Origin of the sequence: Serratia nevei, assembly GCF_037948395.1 — a bacterium.
GTDB lineage: Bacteria > Pseudomonadota > Gammaproteobacteria > Enterobacterales > Enterobacteriaceae > Serratia > Serratia nevei.
The window spans coordinates 4,145,944-4,166,451 of record NZ_CP149940.1; the positions used below are offsets into that span (position 1 = coordinate 4,145,944).

The 20,508-nt window shown below is 58.6% G+C and carries 19 protein-coding genes; 4 read left to right on the top strand and 15 right to left on the bottom strand.

Annotated features, from left to right (window positions below):
* Window positions 1–47: 47 nt before the first annotated feature.
* From rnhB to rpsB, 15 genes are all read right to left on the bottom strand, one after another.
* Complete coding sequence (rnhB, locus tag V8N38_RS19955) at window positions 48–641, bottom strand: ribonuclease HII (protein ID WP_033654126.1); 594 nt, start codon at window positions 639–641, stop codon at window positions 48–50.
* A complete protein-coding gene (gene lpxB / locus V8N38_RS19960; protein WP_060441360.1) occupies window positions 638–1,786 on the bottom strand; it encodes a lipid-A-disaccharide synthase in 1,149 nt (382 codons plus the stop codon). The genes rnhB and lpxB overlap by 4 nt, the downstream gene beginning before the upstream one ends.
* Before the next feature lie 3 nt (window positions 1,787–1,789).
* Window positions 1,790–2,578 carry an acyl-ACP--UDP-N-acetylglucosamine O-acyltransferase gene (gene lpxA / locus V8N38_RS19965; protein WP_060441359.1) on the bottom strand — a complete coding sequence of 263 codons (789 nt, stop codon included), beginning with the start codon at window positions 2,576–2,578 and terminating at the stop codon, window positions 1,790–1,792.
* A gap of 3 nt (window positions 2,579–2,581) precedes the next feature.
* Window positions 2,582–3,037, bottom strand: coding sequence for a 3-hydroxyacyl-ACP dehydratase FabZ (fabZ, locus tag V8N38_RS19970; RefSeq protein WP_004931962.1), 456 nt, complete (start codon window positions 3,035–3,037; stop codon window positions 2,582–2,584).
* 160 nt (window positions 3,038–3,197) lie between these two features.
* Complete coding sequence (gene lpxD, locus V8N38_RS19975; RefSeq protein WP_060441358.1) at window positions 3,198–4,220, bottom strand: UDP-3-O-(3-hydroxymyristoyl)glucosamine N-acyltransferase; 1,023 nt, start codon at window positions 4,218–4,220, stop codon at window positions 3,198–3,200.
* A 3-nt stretch (window positions 4,221–4,223) separates the two neighbouring features.
* Complete coding sequence (gene skp / locus V8N38_RS19980) at window positions 4,224–4,721, bottom strand: molecular chaperone Skp (RefSeq protein ID WP_004931958.1); 498 nt, start codon at window positions 4,719–4,721, stop codon at window positions 4,224–4,226.
* A gap of 156 nt (window positions 4,722–4,877) precedes the next feature.
* Entirely contained in the window at window positions 4,878–7,304 is a 2,427-nt protein-coding gene (bamA, locus tag V8N38_RS19985) for an outer membrane protein assembly factor BamA (protein ID WP_060441357.1), read from the bottom strand.
* Window positions 7,305–7,339: 35 nt separating this feature from the next.
* Window positions 7,340–8,695: a sigma E protease regulator RseP gene (gene rseP, locus V8N38_RS19990; RefSeq protein ID WP_147840332.1), complete on the bottom strand. Its 1,356-nt coding sequence runs from the start codon at window positions 8,693–8,695 to the stop codon at window positions 7,340–7,342.
* A gap of 27 nt (window positions 8,696–8,722) precedes the next feature.
* On the bottom strand, window positions 8,723–9,565 hold the full coding sequence (gene cdsA, locus V8N38_RS19995; protein ID WP_047729987.1) for a phosphatidate cytidylyltransferase: 843 nt from the start codon (window positions 9,563–9,565) through the stop codon (window positions 8,723–8,725).
* Window positions 9,566–9,574: 9 nt separating this feature from the next.
* Window positions 9,575–10,333: a (2E,6E)-farnesyl-diphosphate-specific ditrans,polycis-undecaprenyl-diphosphate synthase gene (gene ispU, locus V8N38_RS20000; protein WP_049198255.1), complete on the bottom strand. Its 759-nt coding sequence runs from the start codon at window positions 10,331–10,333 to the stop codon at window positions 9,575–9,577.
* A gap of 277 nt (window positions 10,334–10,610) precedes the next feature.
* Complete coding sequence (gene ispC, locus V8N38_RS20005) at window positions 10,611–11,807, bottom strand: 1-deoxy-D-xylulose-5-phosphate reductoisomerase (RefSeq protein WP_060423065.1); 1,197 nt, start codon at window positions 11,805–11,807, stop codon at window positions 10,611–10,613.
* A 157-nt stretch (window positions 11,808–11,964) separates the two neighbouring features.
* Complete coding sequence (frr, locus tag V8N38_RS20010; protein ID WP_004931943.1) at window positions 11,965–12,522, bottom strand: ribosome recycling factor; 558 nt, start codon at window positions 12,520–12,522, stop codon at window positions 11,965–11,967.
* Between the two features lie 119 nt (window positions 12,523–12,641).
* Entirely contained in the window at window positions 12,642–13,367 is a 726-nt protein-coding gene (pyrH, locus tag V8N38_RS20015; protein WP_004931940.1) for a UMP kinase, read from the bottom strand.
* 148 nt (window positions 13,368–13,515) lie between these two features.
* A complete protein-coding gene (gene tsf / locus V8N38_RS20020) occupies window positions 13,516–14,367 on the bottom strand; it encodes a translation elongation factor Ts (protein ID WP_033635739.1) in 852 nt (283 codons plus the stop codon).
* 129 nt (window positions 14,368–14,496) lie between these two features.
* Entirely contained in the window at window positions 14,497–15,222 is a 726-nt protein-coding gene (gene rpsB, locus V8N38_RS20025) for a 30S ribosomal protein S2 (RefSeq protein ID WP_016929891.1), read from the bottom strand.
* A gap of 345 nt (window positions 15,223–15,567) precedes the next feature.
* Here rpsB and map point away from each other — a divergent pair, with 345 nt between their 5' ends.
* The 4 genes from map to V8N38_RS20045 all read left to right on the top strand — a co-directional run bounded on the left by map (window position 15,568) and on the right by V8N38_RS20045 (window position 20,485).
* Window positions 15,568–16,362, top strand: coding sequence for a type I methionyl aminopeptidase (gene map / locus V8N38_RS20030; RefSeq protein WP_004931936.1), 795 nt, complete (start codon window positions 15,568–15,570; stop codon window positions 16,360–16,362).
* Between the two features lie 73 nt (window positions 16,363–16,435).
* Window positions 16,436–19,099, top strand: coding sequence for a bifunctional uridylyltransferase/uridylyl-removing protein GlnD (glnD, locus tag V8N38_RS20035; RefSeq protein WP_147840325.1), 2,664 nt, complete (start codon window positions 16,436–16,438; stop codon window positions 19,097–19,099).
* A gap of 42 nt (window positions 19,100–19,141) precedes the next feature.
* Window positions 19,142–19,966, top strand: coding sequence for a 2,3,4,5-tetrahydropyridine-2,6-dicarboxylate N-succinyltransferase (dapD, locus tag V8N38_RS20040; RefSeq protein WP_004931932.1), 825 nt, complete (start codon window positions 19,142–19,144; stop codon window positions 19,964–19,966).
* Between the two features lie 129 nt (window positions 19,967–20,095).
* Window positions 20,096–20,485: a DUF3461 family protein gene (locus tag V8N38_RS20045; protein WP_004931929.1), complete on the top strand. Its 390-nt coding sequence runs from the start codon at window positions 20,096–20,098 to the stop codon at window positions 20,483–20,485.
* Window positions 20,486–20,508 lie beyond the last annotated feature (23 nt).

Below are 20,508 nucleotides of genomic sequence, written 5' to 3' on the forward strand. Positions count from 1 at the left end.
AGCCCGGGTTAATGCTATCGTCGAGCCTGGTCAACCAGGCCCGCAGACTACAGCGCCAGCGCCCTTTTCACCGGCGCGAAGCTGCGGCGGTGGTGCTCAGTGGCGCCCAGCGCGGCCAGCCGCTCCAGGTGGAGGGCGGTCGGGTAGCCTTTATGCTGCGCGAAACCGTAGTCCGGGAACTCGCTGTCCAGCTCGGCCATTTCGCGATCGCGCGTGACCTTCGCCAGAATGGACGCCGCGCTGATCTCCGCCACGCGGCTGTCACCCTTCACCACCGCCTGCGAACGCATTGGCAGCTTCGGGCAACGGTTACCGTCGATTAAAACCATGTCCGGCGCGATATGCAACCCGGCCACCGCGCGCTGCATCGCCAGCATGGTGGCGTGCAAAATGTTCAGCTGGTCGATTTCCGCCGGCTCGGCGCGCCCCAGGCTCCAGGAGAGCGCCTTGGCGACGATTTCGTCATACAGCGCCAGGCGGCGTTTTTCACTGAGTTTCTTGGAGTCCGCCAGCCCGACGATCGGCTGCGCCGGATCGAGGATCACGGCGGCGGTGACCACCGCGCCAACCAACGGGCCGCGGCCCACTTCGTCCACACCGGCAATCAGCGTGGCAGCGGGATAGATAAAGGGTTCAATCATGCTTTCGCCAGCTCCAACACAGCCTGAGCGGCCTGTTCGTCCGCACCGCAACGGATGCTTTGGTGCAAAGTAAGGAAAGTCTGTTTCAGCGCTTCGGTTTGCGGGCTCTCTTCCAGCAGCGGCATCACGGCGGCGGCCAGTTTGTCCGGCACGCAGTCATGCTGCAGCAGCTCGGTGACGATCTCGCGCCCCGCCAGCAGATTCGGCAGCGAAACGTAAGGCGTTTTCACCAGCCTCTGCGCCAGCCAGAAAGTGAACGGTTTCATGCGATAGCCCACCACCATCGGGCACTTGGCCAACATGCACTCCAGCGCCGCCGTGCCGGACGCCAGCAGCGCCGCGTCGCTGGCAATCATCGCCTCGCGCCCCTGGCCGTTCAGCAGGTGTACGGTCAGGTCCGGCGCCACTTCCGCCTTGATGCGCTCAAACTGCTCGCGCCGTTTGGCGTTAACCAGCGGCACCACCACTTCAAGCTCAGGATAACGCGTGCGCAGCAGCTGCGCTGTTTTGAGGAAGTCGGCGCTAAGCATCTCGACTTCGGCGCCGCGGCTGCCCGGCAGCAAGGCCAGACAGCGCGCCTGCGGATCGATGCCAAGCTGGGCGCGCGCCGCCAGCCGATCGGGCTGTAACGGCATGGCATCTGCCATGGTATGGCCGATAAACCGGCAAGGCACGTTGAAGCGATCGTAAAACGCTTTTTCGAAAGGGAGAAAGGCCAGCACCAGATCGGTGGCTTTGCCAATTTTGAAAACGCGCTTTTGCCGCCAGGCCCACACGGAAGGGCTGACGTAGTGAATGGTGCGGATGCCGCGCTGCTTGAGGCGGCCTTCCAGCGTGATGTTGAAGTCCGGCGCGTCGATACCGACAAACACGTCCGGCCGCAGCTCGCCGAAGCGGCGGGTGAGATCCTTGCGGATCTTCAACAGGCGTGGCAAACGCTCGAGCACTTCCACCACGCCCATGACCGCCAGCTCTTCCATTTCGTACCAGGCTTCGCAGCCTTCGGCCTGCATCAGCGGGCCGGCGACGCCAACGAAACGCGCGTCGGGGATCTGCGCCTTGAGCGCGCGGATCAAACCGGCGCCGAGAATGTCACCGGAGGTTTCTCCGGCGACCAATCCGATAGTCAATGGACGATTCGACATAACTCAGCGAATGATGCCACGGGTGGAACGGGTGAAGAAATCGAGGTACAGCTGCACCACCGGCTGCTCTTTGGCCAGGGCTTCGATTTCCGCTTTCGCTTCATCCAGCGTTTTCTCGCTGCGATACAGGATCTTATAGGCGTTACGAATCGCCTGCATTTCATCCTTATCAAAACCGCGACGCTTCAGGCCAATCGCATTGACGCCGAACGGTGTCGCGTGGTTGCCCTGAGCGATGACGAAAGGAGGCACGTCCTGAGCGACGCCGGAACAACCGCCTACCATCACATGCGCACCGATAATGCAGAACTGGTGGATCGCCGTCATGCCGCCGATGATGGCGTGATCGTCGATTTCCACGTGTCCGCCGAGCGTAGCGTTGTTGGCCAGCACACAGAAATTGCCGACCACGCAGTCATGCCCGATATGCGTATTGACCATCAGCAGGTTATCGTTGCCCACTTTAGTCAAGCCGGTGCCCTGCGCGGTGCCGCGGTGAATGGTGACGCTTTCGCGGATGCGGTTGCGATCGCCCACTTCAACGCGCGTCGGTTCGCCCGCGTATTTCAGATCCTGATTCACTTCACCGATGGAGGCGAACTGATAAATCTGGTTATCGCAGCCGATCTTGGTAATGCCGTTCACCACCACGTGGGATTTCAGCACCGTGCCGGCGCCGATTTCCACCTGGGAACCGACGTAGCAGAAAGGGCCGATATGCACGTTGGCGCCGATCACGGCGCCTTCTTCGACTATCGCGCTAGGATGGATAAAGGCGGTTTGGTCAATCACGGATTAAGCCTCCCGGCTGCGGGCACACATCATGGTTGCTTCGCAGACAATTTTACCGTCAACGGTCGCCACGCCTTTGAAGCGAGTCAGGCCGCGGCGAGTTTTCTCGAAGGTGACTTCCATGACCATCTGATCGCCTGGCACCACAGGGCGCTTGAAGCGCGCTTCGTCGATACCGGCGAAGTAATACAGCTCGCCCGGCTCCAGTTTGCCGACGCTTTTAAACGCCAGGATACCGGTGGCCTGCGCCATGGCTTCCAGGATCAATACGCCTGGGAAAATCGGTTTGCCAGGGAAGTGGCCCTGGAAAAACGGTTCGTTCACCGATACATTCTTCACCGCACGCAGATATTTGTGCTCTTCAAACTCGAGGACGCGGTCGACCAGCAAGAACGGGTAACGGTGAGGAAGCAGATCCAAAATTTCTGCAATATCCAGAGTATGAGTGTCAGTAGTCAAAATACTCTTCCTGTCTCTAAAAACTGATGGCATCAACAACACGGCCTGCGCTGACCCCAAAAGGAGATCATCATGCAGGCCGCAAATTAACATCTCTTTGCGCTTTTGGTCTTACGACCAACGCGTTTCGTTTTGTACCCGCCAAGGCGGGCGGCAATGATTAGTCTTTTCCGACTTTACGTTCGACAGCTTTCAAGCGCTTGCTGATCTCATCGATATTCATCACCAACGCAGCGGTTTTACGCCAAACCTTGTTAGGCTGCAACGGAATGCCCGAAGAGTATACCCCAGGTTCGGTGATTGGTCGCATAACCATTCCCATTCCGGTAACAACAACCTTGTCGGCAATCTCCATGTGACCGTTGATCACGCTGGCACCGCCGATCTGGCAGTAGCGGCCGATTTTCAGGCTGCCGGCCATGATCACGCCGCCGGCGACGGCGGTATTGTCGCCAATCACGACGTTATGTGCAATCTGGCATTGGTTGTCGATGATAACACCATTCCCGATTTGGGTGTTATCCAAAGCGCCGCGGTCAATGGTGGTGCAAGCGCCGATTTCGACGCGATCGCCGATAATCACCGTGCCCAACTGAGGGATTTTGATCCACTCGCCGCGCTCGTTCGCATAGCCGAAACCGTCCGCGCCGATCACGGTGCCGGACTGGATCAGGCAGCGCTGGCCGATTTCAACCGCATGATAAATCGTGACGTTCGCCCACAGACGCGTTCCCGCGCCGATGCGTGCGTGTTTGCCAATGAAGCAGCCCGGGCCGATAACCACGTTATCGCCCAGCACCGCACCCGACTCGATCACCGCGTTCGCCCCAATGGCGACGTTGTGCCCCAGCTGCGCCTCAGGCGAGATCACCGCGCTTGGCGCGATATCCTGCGCCGGTGCCGGCGTGGTGTCCATCAGCTGCGCCATGCGCGCGTAGGTCAGGTAAGGGTTCTTAACCACCAGCGCCGCAGTACGGCAGTGTGGTAAATCCGCTTCGGTAAGCACCACGGCGCTTGCCTGGCAGGAAGACAGCTGCTCTTGATAGCGGCTGTTTGACAAAAACGTGATTTGGCCAGGCTGTGCCGAATGCATAGAAGCAATGCCGGTGATGACGAGATCGCCATCACCGTGCAATTGTGCATCCAACTGCTGCGCTAAATCAGCCAGTCGAATTGAAAGCATGTGTTATTTAACCTGTTTCAGCACGTCAGCAGTGATATCTTTGGAAGAGTCTGCATAGGCAACGGCGTTGGCGTCGATCACCACGTCATAACCGCCTTTGCTGGCAACAGATTTCACAGCGTCCTGGATACGGCTCAGGATCTTGTTACGCTCTTCCATCTGGCGACGACGGTTGTCCTGCTCGAAAGCCTGCGCTTTCTGAGAGAACTGCTCGCGCTGTGCCATCACGTCTTTTTCCAACTTGCTGCGGTCGCTGGCTTTCATGGTAGCGCCGTCACGCTGCAGACGTTGCATTTTGGTCTGCAGGCTACGTTCCATGTTCTGGAGTTCGCTTGCACGGCCTTTAAACTCGTTTTCCAGCTGTTTAGCGACCGCTTCGCGGGCCGGCAGCTGTTGGAAAATGCTGGAGACGTTAACGACAGCGATCTTATCTGCTGCCTGAACGCCAGCTGAAGCAGCCATTGCTAAACCGAGGCCTGCGGCACACAACCACTTTTTCACTATAAACTCCTTACCATCACCCATTTGTGTCATATGACACTGAAGTACACAATTTGCCAGACTTATCCCACCAAACAATGAGAATCATCTCCCTCTGCCGGCGGGCGCCTGGCCATTGCGATTCTTAATAACTGTTATGCCCAGAGGCGAGACCCGTTACCAGGTCTTACCGATGTTAAACTGGAACTGTTCGGACTTGTCGCCTTCGTATTTCTTGATCGGGTTGGCGTAAGAGAACACCAACGGCCCCAGCGGCGACATCCACTGCAGCGCGATACCGGCGGAGGAACGAATATTGCCCGCTTTACTGTAGTCAGGCACGCCGTACATCAGCGTTTCGTCGGTATTCTTCCACTTGGTATCCCACACGGTACCGGCATCGATGAACAGCGACGTCCGCACGGAGTTGGCGTATTTCTCGCTGATGAACGGCGTCGGGGTGATCAGCTCCAGGCTGGCAACCGCCATGGCGTTACCGCCCACCGCATCATCCGAGCTACAGATGCTCTGACGCGTGGTGGTGCTGCCGGCGTTGAACTGGCACTGGTACGAGTTGGAGTTGTAATACACCGCCTTCGGACCGATGGTGTTCGACTGGAAGCCACGCACGGTGCTTGAACCACCAGCATAGAAGTTCTCATAGAACGGCATTTCCTTGCCGCCCAGCCCATCCGCGTAACCCAGACGGCCACGGCCCAACAGCACCCAGGTGCGATCGTCGTTGATCGGCACGTACTGAACGCTGTCCAGCGTCACCTTGTAGTATTCGTTGTCCGAGCCCGGAATGGTGACCTTGCCGTTCAACGTGGTGCGGTTACCCGACGTCGGGAAGTAGCCGCGGTCCAGGTTGTTGTAGGTCCAGCCCAGGTTCAGGGTAAAGTCGTCCGTCGAGTAGCTGGCGCGGTCAGTCTTGTTCGCATCCACGCCCATCGAGTCGAGATAACGCCACATGGCGATCTGCGGCTGCATGTTCGACAGACCGTTGTGGACGTAGCCCAGGCCGGTACGCAACGAGTTGTTTTCGTTGATCGGGAAGCCCAGCGTGCCGTCAACACCGTAACTCTTGTTGGTGTAGTCGGACAGGTCCGCGTTATCCGCTTTAAAGTCGTTGTAGAATACGCGGCCGCCCAGGCTCACACCGTCAACGGTGAAGTACGGGTTGGTGACCGAGAATTCGGTATAGGTTTGGTAGTCGTTCTTGGTGCCGCTGATGCCGACCGAGTAGCCGGTACCCAACCAGTTGTCCTGCTGCACGCCGGCCTGGAAGCTGACGCCGCTCTCGGTGCCGTAGCCGACGCCGAAGTTAAAGGTACCGGTGTTGCGCTCTTTCACCTTGTAGGTTACGTCGACCTGATCGGCGGTGCCCGGCACGCGCTGGGTTTCCACGTCAACCGTTTCGAAGTAGCCCAAGCGGTTCAAGCGTTCTTTGCCCTGCTCGACCTGCTCGTTACCCAGCCAGGCGCCTTCCATCTGGCGCATTTCGCGACGCAGTACGGAATCCTTGCTGGTGTCGTTGCCTTCGAACTTGATGCGACGCACGTAGAAGCGGTTGCCCGCGTCGACGTTGACGTGCAGCTTGACGGTTTTATCCGCGTCGTTGATCTCCGGCTGAGTGCCGACGCGCGGGTAGGCGTAACCATAACGGCCCAACATCGTTTTGATGTTGTCTTCCATTTTGGTCACCTTGCTGCCGTTATACAGCTCGCCCGGTTCGATCTTGGTGATCTGAGCAACTTCCGCCGAGTGACCGGCCAGGTTGCCGTTCACGACAACATCGGAAAGCTTGTATTGATCGCCTTCGGTGATGTTGATGGTGATGTAGATGCCTTTTTTATCCGGCGTCAGGCTCACCTGGGTAGAATCGATGTTGAAGCGGGCATAGCCGCGATCCAGATAGAAGCTGCGCAGGGTTTCGAGATCGCCCGCCAGTTTTTGCTTCTGGTATTTGCGATCGCCGACCAGGTTCCACCACGGCACCTCATCACGCAGCTGGAAGCGCGAGATCAGTTCGTCGTTGGTGAAGGCATGGTTGCCGACGATGTTGATTTGTTGAATCTTGGCGGAGACCCCTTCCGTGAACACCAGCTTCAGGTCGACACGGTTGCGCGGCAGCGGCGTGACCACGGCTTTCACCGAGGCGCTGTATTTACCGACGCTGTAGTAGAAGTCTTCCAGCCCTTTTTCAATGCTGGAGATCGTGGTGCGGTCGAGCGCCTCGCCCACCCGGACGCCGGAGGCTTCCAGGTTCTGCTTGAGCATGTCATCCTTCACCGACTTGTTGCCGGAGAAGGTGATGCTGGCGATGGTAGGACGTTCCTTCACCTGCACGATCAACGTATTACCATCGCGCAGTACGCGCACGTCCTCGAAGTTGCCGGTGGCAAACAAGGCTCGGATGGTATTACTGATGTCATCGTCAGTGACGGTATCGCCGACGCGAACCGGCATGTTGAGTAACGCCGCACCGACGGCGACTCGCTGCAGGCCTTCGAAATGAATGTCTTTCACTACGAACCCGTCTGCACCGTATACGGTGGCGCTGCCAAACAGCAGCGACGCTATGAGCAACTTTTTCATCGCCATCGTTGTTATGCGTTCTTCCTAACCTATCCCCGCCCCTAGAGGCGGGAAAAATCATTGAAAAGTGCAAGACCCATCAACAACACCAGCACGATCGAACCTATGCGGTAGCTGTAGTCCTGTACTCGCTCGGAAACCGGCCCACCCTTCAGCTTTTCTATCGCCAGGAAGAGGAGATGCCCACCATCTAACACCGGTAATGGGAACAGGTTGATGATCCCCAGGTTGACGCTAATCAACGCCAGGAACATCAGATAATACACGAACCCGACTCCGGCTGACGCCCCTGCTCCCTGTGCAATCGAGATCGGGCCACTCAGGTTGTTCAGCTTTACATCACCGGTTATTAATTTGCCCAGCATGTTAACCGTCAGCCGCATCAGCTGCCAGGTCTTGTCGCCGGCCTGATACAGCGCCGGGAACGGTCCATACTGGCGAATCGTCTTATACTCGTCCGGCAGCGGCAGCACCTTTGGAATGATGCCTGCAAAACCCACCGATTTGTCTTTTCCCACCGGCTTTGTATCCGGTATCAGCGTCAAAGACAAGGGGGCGCCGTTTCTTTCAATCTCCAAAGCCAGCGGTTGCCCCGGGCCATCGTGGATACGCTTCACCAGCGTCTGCCAACGACCCAACGTCTGACCATCGACTTTAACGATCCTGTCCCCCGCTTGTAAACCCGCCTTTTGCGCCGCCGAGTCAGGCTGCACTTCCGCCAACACGGATTCAATCTGCGGGCCGCGCGGCATAATGCCCAGCGCGACAACGGGATCCTGCTTGTCCGGCTCAAAGTTCCACTGGCGCAAATCCAGGGTTTTGGTCACTACCTGCGAAGAGCCGAATGGCGCGACGCCGACTTCGGTTTGCGCATCGCCAATCTTCGCCACCAGCGCCAGACGAACTGACTCCCAATCAGGCGTTTCGATGCCGTCAACCGACTTTAGTTCCATGCCAGACGAAATTTCGGCCTTGGCGGCGATGGATTGCGGCGCGATTTCGCCGATCACCGGGCGGAAACTCGGCACGCCGATGATGAACACCAGCCAGTAGGCAAGGATAGCAAACAGGAAGTTGGCGATGGGGCCGGCGCTGATGATGGCCGCGCGCTGCCAGACGGTTTTGTTGTTGAAGGCCTGATGGCGCATTTCCGGCGCCACCGACTCCACGCGCTCGTCCAGCATCTTCACGTAGCCGCCGAGCGGAATCAAGGCGATGACGTACTCGGTGCCCTGGCGATCGGTGCGGCGCCACAGCGCGCGACCGAAGCCGATGGAGAAACGTTCAACGCGCACGCCGCAACGGCGGGCAACCCAAAAGTGTCCGAACTCGTGCACGGTTATCAAGATACCGAGCGCAATCAGAAACGCCACCAGGTTCCAAAGCACGCTGACCATCATCCCTCACTTTCCGTCATCGACGGATTAAAACACCAACAGCATCAGGCAGGCAAACACCGGCACCGCCGCGGTCAGGCTGTCGATACGATCCAGTATGCCGCCATGACCGGGGATCAAATGACCGCTGTCCTTGATGCCCGCTTCGCGTTTGAACATGCTTTCGGTCAAATCGCCCAGCACCGAAGCCAGCGCGGCGAGCACCGAACAGGCCAACAGGGTGGTCGGCACCACGTTCAGTGGCGCATAGCGGCCGAACAGCCAGGAGATTACCGCCGACGTCAACAACCCGCCGATCAGCCCTTCCCAGGTTTTGCCCGGCGAGACCTTCGGCGCCAGCTTATGCTTGCCGAACAGCTTGCCGAACATGTAGGCGCCGGAATCCGCGCCCCACACCAGCAGCATCACGTACAGCAGCCACCAGGCGCCGGTAAACGGGTTTTGCTCGTAGCCGTACTGGCGCAGCGCCAGCATGCCCCAGAAGAACGGCACGATGGTCAGCAGGCCGAACAGCAGGCGCAGCGGGCGCGAGTTGCGCCAGATAGCGGCCGAGCCGGGGTAGAACAGCACCAGCAGCAGCGCCGCCAGCCACCAGACCAGCGACAGCCACAGCGAGCCGCTCACCTGCGGCACGGATTGATGGTACGCGGGAACGCTGAGCATCATCAGCGCCAGCAGAAAACCGCACAGTATCGCCAGCCAGATGCGCTGCGAACGGGAGGTAAAACCGGCCAGTTGGCCCCACTCCCAGGCTGCTAACATGCACACGACGAGCGTTACCAGAGCAAAGGCCAGCGGCGGCAACAGGAACAGCGCCGCGATAACGATCGGGATTAAAATCAGAGCAGTTATGAGGCGATACTTCAGCAAAAGTTCTCCCTAGGACGCATCGGCGCCGATAGGTGTTGTTCCCCCGAAGCGGCGCTCACGTTGTGCAAATGCATTCAGCGCACCTTCAAAGACAAGTTCATCGAAATCAGGCCAGAGCACATCCGTAAAGTAAAGTTCAGCATAGGCGATTTGCCACAGCAGGAAGTTACTGATGCGATGCTCGCCACCGGTGCGGATAACCAGATCCACCGGCGCCAGGTCGCTCATGCAAACCCGCTCGCTCAATAATTCCTCGCTGATCTGATCCGGGTGCAACTCTCCCACCCGTACCCGTTCGGCCAGCTCCCTTACTCCCTGAATGATATCCCAACGGCCGCCGTAGTTGGCAGCGATATTGAGCGTCAGGCCATCGTTATTTTCCGTCAGCGCTTCAGAGCGGCGGATCCGCTCCTGCAAACGCGAGCTGAACCGGCTTATATCGCCGATCACCCGCAACCTGACGTTATGTTTATGCAGGCTTTTTACTTCACTATCCAGAGCACGGACAAAAAGCTCCATCAGGGCGGAGACTTCCTGCACCGGACGGTTCCAGTTTTCGCTGCTGAAGGCATAAAGCGTGAGCGCATCTAAATGGTGGCTGGCGGCAAAACTGACCGCGCGGCGAACCGATTTCACCCCTGCTTTATGACCGAAGACACGTAACTTGCCCTGACGTTTGGCCCAGCGTCCGTTACCGTCCATGATGATGGCGACATGGCGCGGCCCCGGGGAAGATGGATTAGCCTCTTGTTGGTTTGCGGACGACATAACTCGTACTTATTTCCTCAATAGAAATATAACTGCCTTTCCGGAACATCAGGCCCTTACGCGCAAAAAAAGCCGTGTGCCCGACACGGCTTTCAGCCTGCCCTCGCGATGCCCGGCGCAGCCGGGTCGCCATTGACGCACAGGGCGCCAATCGGGCCATAATTCAACGGTATAACCGCTGACAGGTGGCGCAGACTATACCACCTCAGCGGAGCATGAACAAACGGCCCCGCTGCGGCATACGCGAATTACGAGCAAAATCGGATAATCGCCGTGCTCAACCGCGCAACGCGCGAACGCGCTCCTCGGCGGCGGCGCGCGCCTGGCGGTCAATGTCTAAGACCGCTTCGATGCACGTCGGTTCCTGCAGCGCGAGGCGTTCGACGACCTGCCGGTTGACCGCGGCAATGTCGGTAAAGCGAATCTGCTGCTGCAAAAATGCCGCCACGGCGATTTCATTCGCCGCGTTCAGTGCGGTGGTCGCCGCCTGGCCGGCGTCGAACGCTTCGATCGCCAAATACAGGCAAGGATAGCGCTCGCGCTCCGGTTCGGCGAAGGTCAGCGAACCGATGCGGCAGAAGTCCAGCGCTTCCACGCCGGAGTTTACGCGCTGCGGATACGCCATCGCATGGGCGATCGGCGTGCGCATATCCGGCGTACCCAACTGCGCCAGCACACTGCCGTCGGCATAGCGCACCATCGAGTGAATCACCGACTGCGGGTGCAGGATCACTTCCATTTGCTCGGCCGAGGCGTTAAACAGCCAGCGGGCCTCAATGTATTCCAGACCTTTGTTCATCATGGTGGCGGAGTCCACCGAGATCTTGCGGCCCATCGACCAGTTCGGGTGGGCACAGGCTTGATCCGGGGTCATCGCGGCGAACTGCTCCAGCGGCGTGGTGCGGAACGGGCCGCCTGAGCCGGTAAGCACGATGCGCGAAACGCCATGACTGTCCAGGGAAGAGTATCCCAACTGGCGCTGAATGCTCTCAGGCAAACTCTGAAAAATCGCGTTGTGTTCACTGTCCAGCGGCAGCAGCTGCGCCTGGCTTTGCCGAACCGCGTCCATAAACAGACGGCCGCAGGTGACCAGCGACTCCTTGTTGGCCAGCAACACCTGCTTGCCTGCGCGGATCGCCGCCAGCGTCGGCAGCAGCCCTGCGGCGCCGACGATGGCCGCCGTCACTTGATCGACGTCATCCAACGCCGCCAGTTCGCAGGCCGCTTGTTCCCCGGCCAAGACCTCGGTAGCGACGCCGTTTTCCGCCAGAATGGCGCGCAGCTCGCGAGCGGCGCTTTCCTCAGCCATCGCGGCGAAGGCGGGCCGGAATTCCATGCATTGCTGCGCCATGACCGCGACGTTGCGGCCGGCCACCAGTGCTTTGATCGCAAAACGGTCGGGATTAGCCCTGACCACGGCCAGGGTGCTGGTCCCTACCGAGCCGGTCGAGCCAAGAATGGTCAGTTGCTTCATGAGTTCACTCTGAATAACTGTCTGATGAGATCGGAGGTGCTCCAGTGTGGAACCTTGGACACCGCTTGTCCATGATCTTTCAGTACGATGAAACGGGATCTGCGCCACAAAAAACAAAGCGCCGCCCAGGCGACGCTTTTTTTCTGCGCGATGCTGATTAGAAATCCATCAGCTCTTTTTCTTTCTCTGCCAGCGCGGCATCGACCAGCTTGATGTAAGCGTCGGTCATTTTCTGAATCTCGTCTTGTGAACGACGTTCTTCGTCTTCGCTGATCTCTTTGTCTTTCAGCAGCGCCTTGACCTTGTCGTTAGCGTCGCGACGCACGTTACGCACCGCTACGCGGCCCTGCTCGGCTTCGCCGCGTACGATCTTGATCAGATCCTTACGACGTTCTTCGGTTAGCGGAGGCAGCGGAACGCGAATGTCAGAGCCGGCGGAAGACGGGTTGAGGCCCAGATCGGAGCTCATGATCGCTTTCTCAACGGCCTGGCTCAGGCTGCGGTCGAACACGTTGATTTTCAGCGTGCGGGAGTCTTCCACGGTCACGTTGGCCAGCTGGCGCAGCGGCGTAGCGGCGCCGTAGTATTCCACCATGATGCCGTCCAGAATGCTTGGAGAAGCGCGGCCGGTGCGGATCTTGCTGATTTGGTTTTTGAATGCTTCTACGCTTTTTTCCATGCGTGAATCAGCATCTTTTCTGATTTCATTAGTCACGTTGCAAACCCTTGGAAGCTGGTTACTTGGCAGGCGATACTCAAGTATAGCCCGTAATCGTACTCGGAGAGCGCGCGGCGCCTGGCGTCACGCGCACCGAAAAAGGGGTGTGAACAGCCTTATTTGCTGATCAGCGTACCTTCGTTCTCACCCATCACCACGCGGCGCAGCGCGCCAGGCTTGTTCATGTTGAACACGCGGATCGGCAAGCCGTGATCGCGGGCCAGCGTAAACGCCGCCAGATCCATCACTTTCAGCTCGCGCTCCAGCACGTCCTGATAGGTTAATTGTTCATACAGCGTCGCATCCGGGTTTTTCACCGGATCGGCGGAGTATACGCCATCCACTTTGGTGGCTTTCAGCACCACGTCCGCTTCGATCTCGATACCGCGCAGGCAAGCGGCGGAATCGGTGGTGAAGAACGGGTTGCCGGTACCGGCGGAGAAGATCACCACGCGGTTGTTGCGCAGCAGGCTGATAGCCTCTGCCCAGCTGTAATTGTCACATACGCCGTTCAGCGGGATCGCCGACATCAGGCGGGCGTTCACATAGGCACGGTGCAGTGCATCACGCATAGCCAGGCCGTTCATCACGGTAGCCAGCATTCCCATGTGGTCGCCCACTACGCGGTTCATGCCGGCTTGCGCCAGGCCCGCGCCGCGGAACAGGTTCCCGCCGCCAATAACTACACCGACCTGAATTCCCAGTTCGACCAGCTCTTTCACTTCCTGAGCCATGCGATCCAAAACGCTGGCGTCGATACCAAAACCTTCTGCACCTTGCAGGGCTTCGCCACTCAGTTTAAGCAGAATACGCTGATATACGGGTTTTGCATTGGTTGCCATGGTGTTCTGTCCTAAGAAGCAGTATTAGTATTGGGGATTTCAGCCGATGAAACGCGCCTGAGGTGAGAATCACGCTGCAGGGCCTGCCACCGGTGTAATTCTGGCTGGATAGTATGGAACCGCCAGACGGCGGTTCCATCGACAGTCATTAAGACTGTTTGCTCATCGCGGCAACTTCAGCAGCGAAGTCGGTTTCGACTTTCTCGATGCCTTCGCCCACTTCGAAGCGAATGAAGTTGGTCACGTCAGCGTTGTGCTCTTTCAGCACCTGAGCAACGGATTTGCTCGGATCCATAACGAAAGGCTGACCGGTCAGAGAAACTTCGCCGGTGAATTTCTTCATGCGGCCTTCAACCATTTTCTCTGCGATTTCTTTCGGCTTGCCGGACTGCATGGCGATGTCCAGCTGAACCTGGTACTCTTTTTCTACCACTTCAGCAGACACGTCTTCTGGCTTCACGAACTCTGGCTTGCTTGCCGCAATGTGCATTGCGATTTGCTTAACCAGCTCTTCGTCAGCGCCTTTAGCCGCAACCAGTACGCCGATACGCGCGCCGTGCAGGTAGCTGCCCAGCACTTCGCCTTCCAGGGAAGCAACGCGACGAATGTTGATGTTTTCGCCGATTTTTGCCACCAGCGCTACGCGCTCTTCTTCGAACTGTGCTTTCAGCACGTCAACGTCAGTGATTTTGCCGGCCATAGCGGCATCCAGCACTTTGTCGGCGAACGCCTGGAAACCGGCATCTTTTGCTACGAAGTCAGTCTGGCAGTTAACTTCCAGAATGATGCCGTAGTTGCCTTCGATCTTGGTTTTGATCACGCCGTCAGCAGCCACGTTGCCTGCTTTTTTAGCGGCTTTGATCGCACCGGACTTACGCATGTTTTCGATTGCCAGTTCGATGTCGCCGTTGGATTCAACCAGCGCCTTCTTGCAATCCATCATGCCAGCGCCGGTACGCTCGCGCAGTTCTTTTACCAGGGCAGCGGTAATATCAGCCATTTATTTTTCCTCGGTTATCTCGCGTGGAGACAGTTCTCATTCAGATAAGCAAAGGGGGCCTTTACAGGCCCCCCTAACCAACATATGTCAATACCTGGTTAATAAGGGCTCAGTGACGAGCTTGCCTTATTATTCAGCTTCTACGAAGCCTTCTTCCGCCTGAACGGCCAGATCTTGAGAACGACCTTCACGCACAGCGGCAGCAACGGCAGTCAGGTACAGGTTTACTGCACGGATTGCGTCGTCGTTACCAGGGATGATGAAGTCAACGCCGTCTGGGTTGGAGTTGGTATCAACGATAGAGAATACCGGGATACCCAGGTTGTTGGCTTCTTTGATCGCGATGTGCTCGTGATCGGCATCGATAACGAACAGTGCGTCTGGCAGACCGCCCATATCTTTGATACCGCCCAGGGAGTTTTCCAGCTTGGCCAGTTCACGAGTGCGCATCAGCGCTTCTTTCTTGGTCAGCTTGTCCAGGGTGCCGTCTTGAGACTGGATTTCCAGATCTTTCAAACGCTTGATGGACTGACGAACGGTTTTCCAGTTAGTCAGCATGCCGCCCAACCAGCGGTGGTTCACGAAGAACTGGTCACAGCTGTTAGCAGCGTCTTTTACCGCTTCGCTTGCTGCGCGCTTGGTACCCACGAACAGGATCTTGCCTTTACGGGAAGAGATCTTGCTCAGTTCAGCCAGAGCGGCGTTGAACATTGGTACGGTCTGCTCCAGGTTGATGATGTGAACCTTGTTACGAGCGCCGAAGATGAAAGGCTTCATTTTCGGGTTCCAGTAACGGGTCTGGTGACCGAAGTGAACACCAGCCTTGAGCATGTCGCGCATGGAAACAGTTGCCATGATTAAACCTCTATAGATTAATTGGGGTTATGCCTCCACGTATCCCATAGCGCCGACCCTGGCGGCGACAAGTCACCTCAGGGCACCCCGGCGGATGTGCCGATACGTGTGTGTTATTTACACAAAATGAGTGCAGTTAAAGTATTTTCGGCCAATTCCTGCCAGGTCACAAGAACCAAGTCGCGGATCGCCGGCGCGCTTTATACCATAAACCCGCTGCAGACACCAACTTTTGTTGCTTTGCGCCGGGCATCGGGAAATGAAATTTGGCAGCCTCCGGCCGGGCTGATACCATAAGTCACTGCTTCTTATTGTCGACGATAACGACACCTGCGGACGAATTTCATGGCAATCTCAATTAAAACACCTGATGACATCCAAAAAATGCGCGTGGCCGGCCGCCTGGCCGCCGAAGTGCTGGAAATCATCGAGCCGCACGTCAAACCTGGCGTGACCACCGGCGAACTGGACCGTATCTGTCACGAGTACATCACCAACGAGCAGCAGGCCATTTCCGCCTGCCTCGGCTACCACGGCTTCCCGAAATCCGTGTGCATCTCGGTGAACGAAGTGGTGTGCCACGGCATCCCGAGCGATGACAAAACGCTGAAGGACGGCGACATCGTCAACATCGACGTGACCGTAATTAAAGACGGTTTCCACGGCGACACCTCGAAGATGTTCATCGTCGGCAAACCGACCATTCTGGGCGAGCGCCTGTGCCGCGTCACTCAGGAAAGCCTGTATCTGGCGCTGAAGATGGTCAAGCCGGGCATCCGCCTGCGCACCCTGGGCAAGGCTATCCAGCAATTCGTCGAGGCCGAGAAGTTCTCCGTGGTGCGCGAGTACTGCGGCCACGGCATCGGCGAAGTGTTCCACGAAGAGCCGCAGGTGCTGCACTATGATGCCGATGACGGCGGCGTGGTACTGCAGGCGGGCATGGCCTTCACCATCGAACCGATGGTCAACGCCGGTGACTACCGCATCCGCACCATGAAAGACGGCTGGACGGTAAAAACCAAAGATCGCAGCTTGTCGGCGCAGTATGAGCATACTATTGTGGTCACTGATAACGGCTGCGAGATAATGACGTTGCGCAAGGATGACACCATCCCCAACATCATTACGCACGAGATGTAAGCACCGCGGCGAACGCCGCGTGCAGAATATCACCAGGCCGGCTTTTGCCGGCCTTTTTTATGGGCTGCGCACTATGTCTGACAATCTCCTTCAACAAGCGGCCCCGGCCGTGCCGATGCCGCCCGCTTCCCCCAGCACCTACGGCAACGACGAGCTCACCTGTCCGGTGCTGAAACAGCGGCTGGAGCAGTTCCAGCTGTGGCTGGCGGCAGCGTTCGACGCCGGTGCCAGCGCCGAAAGCCTGGTGGCGGCGCGCAGCGACTTCATCGATCGCCTGCTGCGCCGGCTGTGGACCTTCTACGGCTTCGAAGATATCCCGGAAACTGCGCTGGTGGCGGTCGGCGGCTACGGCCGCGGCGAGCTGCACCCGCTGTCGGACATCGACGTGTTGGTGCTCAGCCAGCGCCGGCTGACGGAACAACAGTCGCAGCGAGTCGGCGAATTCATCACCCTGCTGTGGGATCTCAAGCTGGAAGTGGGCCACAGCGTGCGCACCCTGGAAGAATGTCTGCTGGAGGGATTGGCGGATCTGACCGTGGCCACCAACCTGATCGAATCGCGCATGATCTGCGGCGACGTCGCGCTGTTCCTGCAGATGCAAAAACATATCTTCAGCGACGGCTTCTGGCCCTCGCCGCAGTTTTTCCACGCCAAGGTCAACGAACAGCAGGAGCGCCACCAGCGCTACCACGGCACCAGCTATAACCTGGAGCCGGATATCAAAAGCAGCCCTGGCGGCCTGCGCGACATCCACACCCTGCTGTGGGTGGCGCGGCGCCACTTCGGCGCCACCTCGCTGGACGAAATGGTCGGCTTCGGTTTCCTCACCCAGGCCGAGCGCAACGAGCTGAACGAGTGCCAGAGCTTCCTGTGGCGCATCCGTTTCGCATTGCATCTGGTGCTGCCGCGTTACGACAACCGCCTGCTGTTCGATCGCCAGCTCAGCGTGGCGCAGCTGCTGCGCTATGAAGGCGAAGGCAACGAGCCGGTCGAACGCATGATGAAAGACTTCTACCGCATGACGCGGCGCGTCAGCGAGCTGAACCACATGCTGCTGCAGCTGTTCGACGAAGCCATCCTGGCGCTGGACGCCACCGAGAAGCCGCGCCCGCTGAACGACGATTTCCAGCTGCGCGGCGATCTGATCGATCTGCGCGACGAGACGCTGTTTATCCGCGAGCCGCAGGCCATCATGCGCATGTTCTACCTGATGGTGCGCAACCGCGAGATCAAGGGCATTTATTCCACCACCGTGCGCCAGCTGCGCCACGCCCGCCGCCATCTGAAACAGCCGCTGTGCACCATTCCGGAAGCGCGCGATCTGTTTATGGCCATTCTGCGCCATCCCGGCGCGGTCTCGCGCGCGCTGGTGCCGATGCACCGTCACAGCGTGCTGTGGGCCTATATGCCGCAGTGGGGCAAGATCGTCGGCCAGATGCAGTTCGACCTGTTCCACGCCTATACCGTCGATGAACACACCATCCGCGTGCTGCAAAAGCTGGAGAGCTTCGCCGATGCGCAAACCCGGCCGCGCCATCCGCTGTGCGTGGAACTATACCCGCGTCTACCGCATCCGGAACTGCTGCTGCTGGCGGCGCTGTTCCACGATATCGCCAAAGGGCGCGGCGGCGATCACTCGATCCTCGGTGCGGAAGACGTAGTGGAGTTCGCCGAACTGCACGGCCTGAACTCGCGCGAAACCCAACTGGTGGCCTGGCTGGTGCGCTGGCACCTGCTGATGTCGGTCACCGCGCAGCGCCGCGATATCCAGGATCCGACGGTGATCCAGCAGTTCAGCAGCGAAGTGCAGAGCGAAACCCGCCTGCGTTACCTGGTGTGCCTGACGGTGGCGGATATCTGCGCCACCAACGAAACCCTGTGGAACAGCTGGAAACAGAGCCTGTTGCGCGAGCTGTACTTCGCCACCGAGAAGCAGCTGCGCCGCGGCATGCAGAATAGCCCGGATCTGCGCGAACGCGTGCGCCATCACCGCCTGCAGGCGCTGGCGCTGCTGCGCATGGACAACATCGACGAAGAGGCGCTGCACCGCATCTGGAGCCGCTGCCGCGCCGACTATTTCCTGCGCCACTCGCCGAACCAGCTGGCCTGGCACGCCCGTCACCTGCTGGCCCACGACTCCACCCAGCCGCTGGTGCTGGTCAGCCGCCAGGCGACGCGCGGCGGCACCGAGATCTTTATCTGGAGCCCGGATCGCCCCTACCTGTTCGCCGCCGTCGCCGGCGAGATGGATCGCCGCAATCTGAGCGTGCACGACGCGCAGATCTTCACCAACCGCGACGGCATGGCGATGGACACCTTTATCGTGCTGGAGCCGGACGGCAGCCCGCTGGCACAGGATCGCCACACGGCGATCCGCCAGGCCTTGCTGCAGGCCATCACCCAGCGGGAGTACCAGCCGCCGCGCGTGCGCCGGCCTTCTTCCAAGCTGCGTCATTTCAGCGTGCCGACCGAGGTCACCTTCCTGCCGACCCACACCGATCGCCGCAGCTACCTGGAGCTGATCGCACTTGACCAGCCCGGCCTGCTGGCGCGGGTGGGCGAAGTGTTCGCCGACCTGGGGCTGTCGCTGCACGGCGCGCGCATTACCACCATCGGCGAGCGGGTCGAGGACTTGTTTATCCTGGGCGACGGCGAGCGACGCGCGCTCGATCAGGAAACGCGCAGAAAGTTGGAGCAACGGTTGACAGAGGCCCTCACCCCAAACGATAAAATGTGATACAAGTAACTTTTTACCGACAACATCAGGAAAGAGAACAGCATGCAGCAATTACAGAACGTTATTGAAAGCGCCTTCGAGCGCCGTGCGGACATCACCCCGGCGAACGTAGACACCGTAACGCGCGAAGCGGTAAACCAGGTGATCGGCCTGTTGGACAGCGGCGCCCTGCGCGTCGCCGAGAAGATCGACGGTCAATGGGTCACCCATCAGTGGCTGAAGAAAGCCGTGCTGCTCTCTTTCCGCATCAACGACAACAAGGTGATGGACGGCGCGGAAACCCGCTACTACGACAAGGTGCCGATGAAGTTCGCCGACTACGACGAAGCGCGCTTCCAGAAGGAAGGTTTCCGCGTCGTGCCGCCGGCCACCGTGCGCCAGGGCGCGTTCATCGCGCGTAACACCGTGCTGATGCCGTCTTACGTTAACATCGGCGCCTACGTCGACGAAGGCACCATGGTCGACACCTGGGCCACCGTCGGTTCTTGCGCGCAGATCGGCAAAAACGTTCACCTGTCCGGCGGCGTCGGCATCGGTGGCGTACTGGAGCCGCTGCAGGCCAACCCGACCATCATCGAAGACAACTGCTTCATCGGCGCGCGCTCCGAAGTGGTGGAAGGCGTGATCGTGGAAGAAGGCTCGGTGATTTCGATGGGCGTATACCTTGGCCAGAGCACCCGTATCTATGACCGCGAGACCGGCGAAATCCATTACGGCCGCGTACCGGCGGGTTCGGTGGTGGTTTCCGGTAACCTGCCGTCGAAAGACGGTTCTTACAGCCTGTACTGCGCGGTGATCGTCAAGAAAGTCGACGCCAAAACACGCGGTAAAGTCGGCATTAATGAGTTATTGCGCACTATCGACTAAATTGAAATAGCGGGTGATTCACCCGCTATTTTTTTGTCTGCGTTTCGCTGGCAGTCACAGTCGCAGATCTCGCTTTCCGCCATAATTGCAGTCGTGGAATATAACGATCACATCTAAAGAGGGCGCAGTATGTACGATAACTTGAAGAGTTTGGGCATCAATCAACCGGAAGACGTCGATCGCTATAGCCTGCGTCAAGAGGCCAACAACGACATCCTCAAGATCTATTTCCGCAAGGACAAGGGCGAGTTCTTCGCCAAGAGCGTGAAGTTCAAGTACCCGCGCCAGCGTAAAACCGTGGTGGCGGACAACGCCGGCCAGGGCTACAAGGAAATTCACGAGATCAACCCGAACCTGCGCTACGTGATCGACGAACTGGATCAGCTGTGCCAGCGCGATCAGGTAGAAGTGGATCTGAAGCGTAAAATTCTCGACGACCTGCGCCATCTCGAAGGCGTGGTGTCGCACAAGATTGCCGAGATCGAAGCCGATCTGGAAAAACTCACCCGCGGCAAATAATGCGGATCGGTTGACCCGCATCA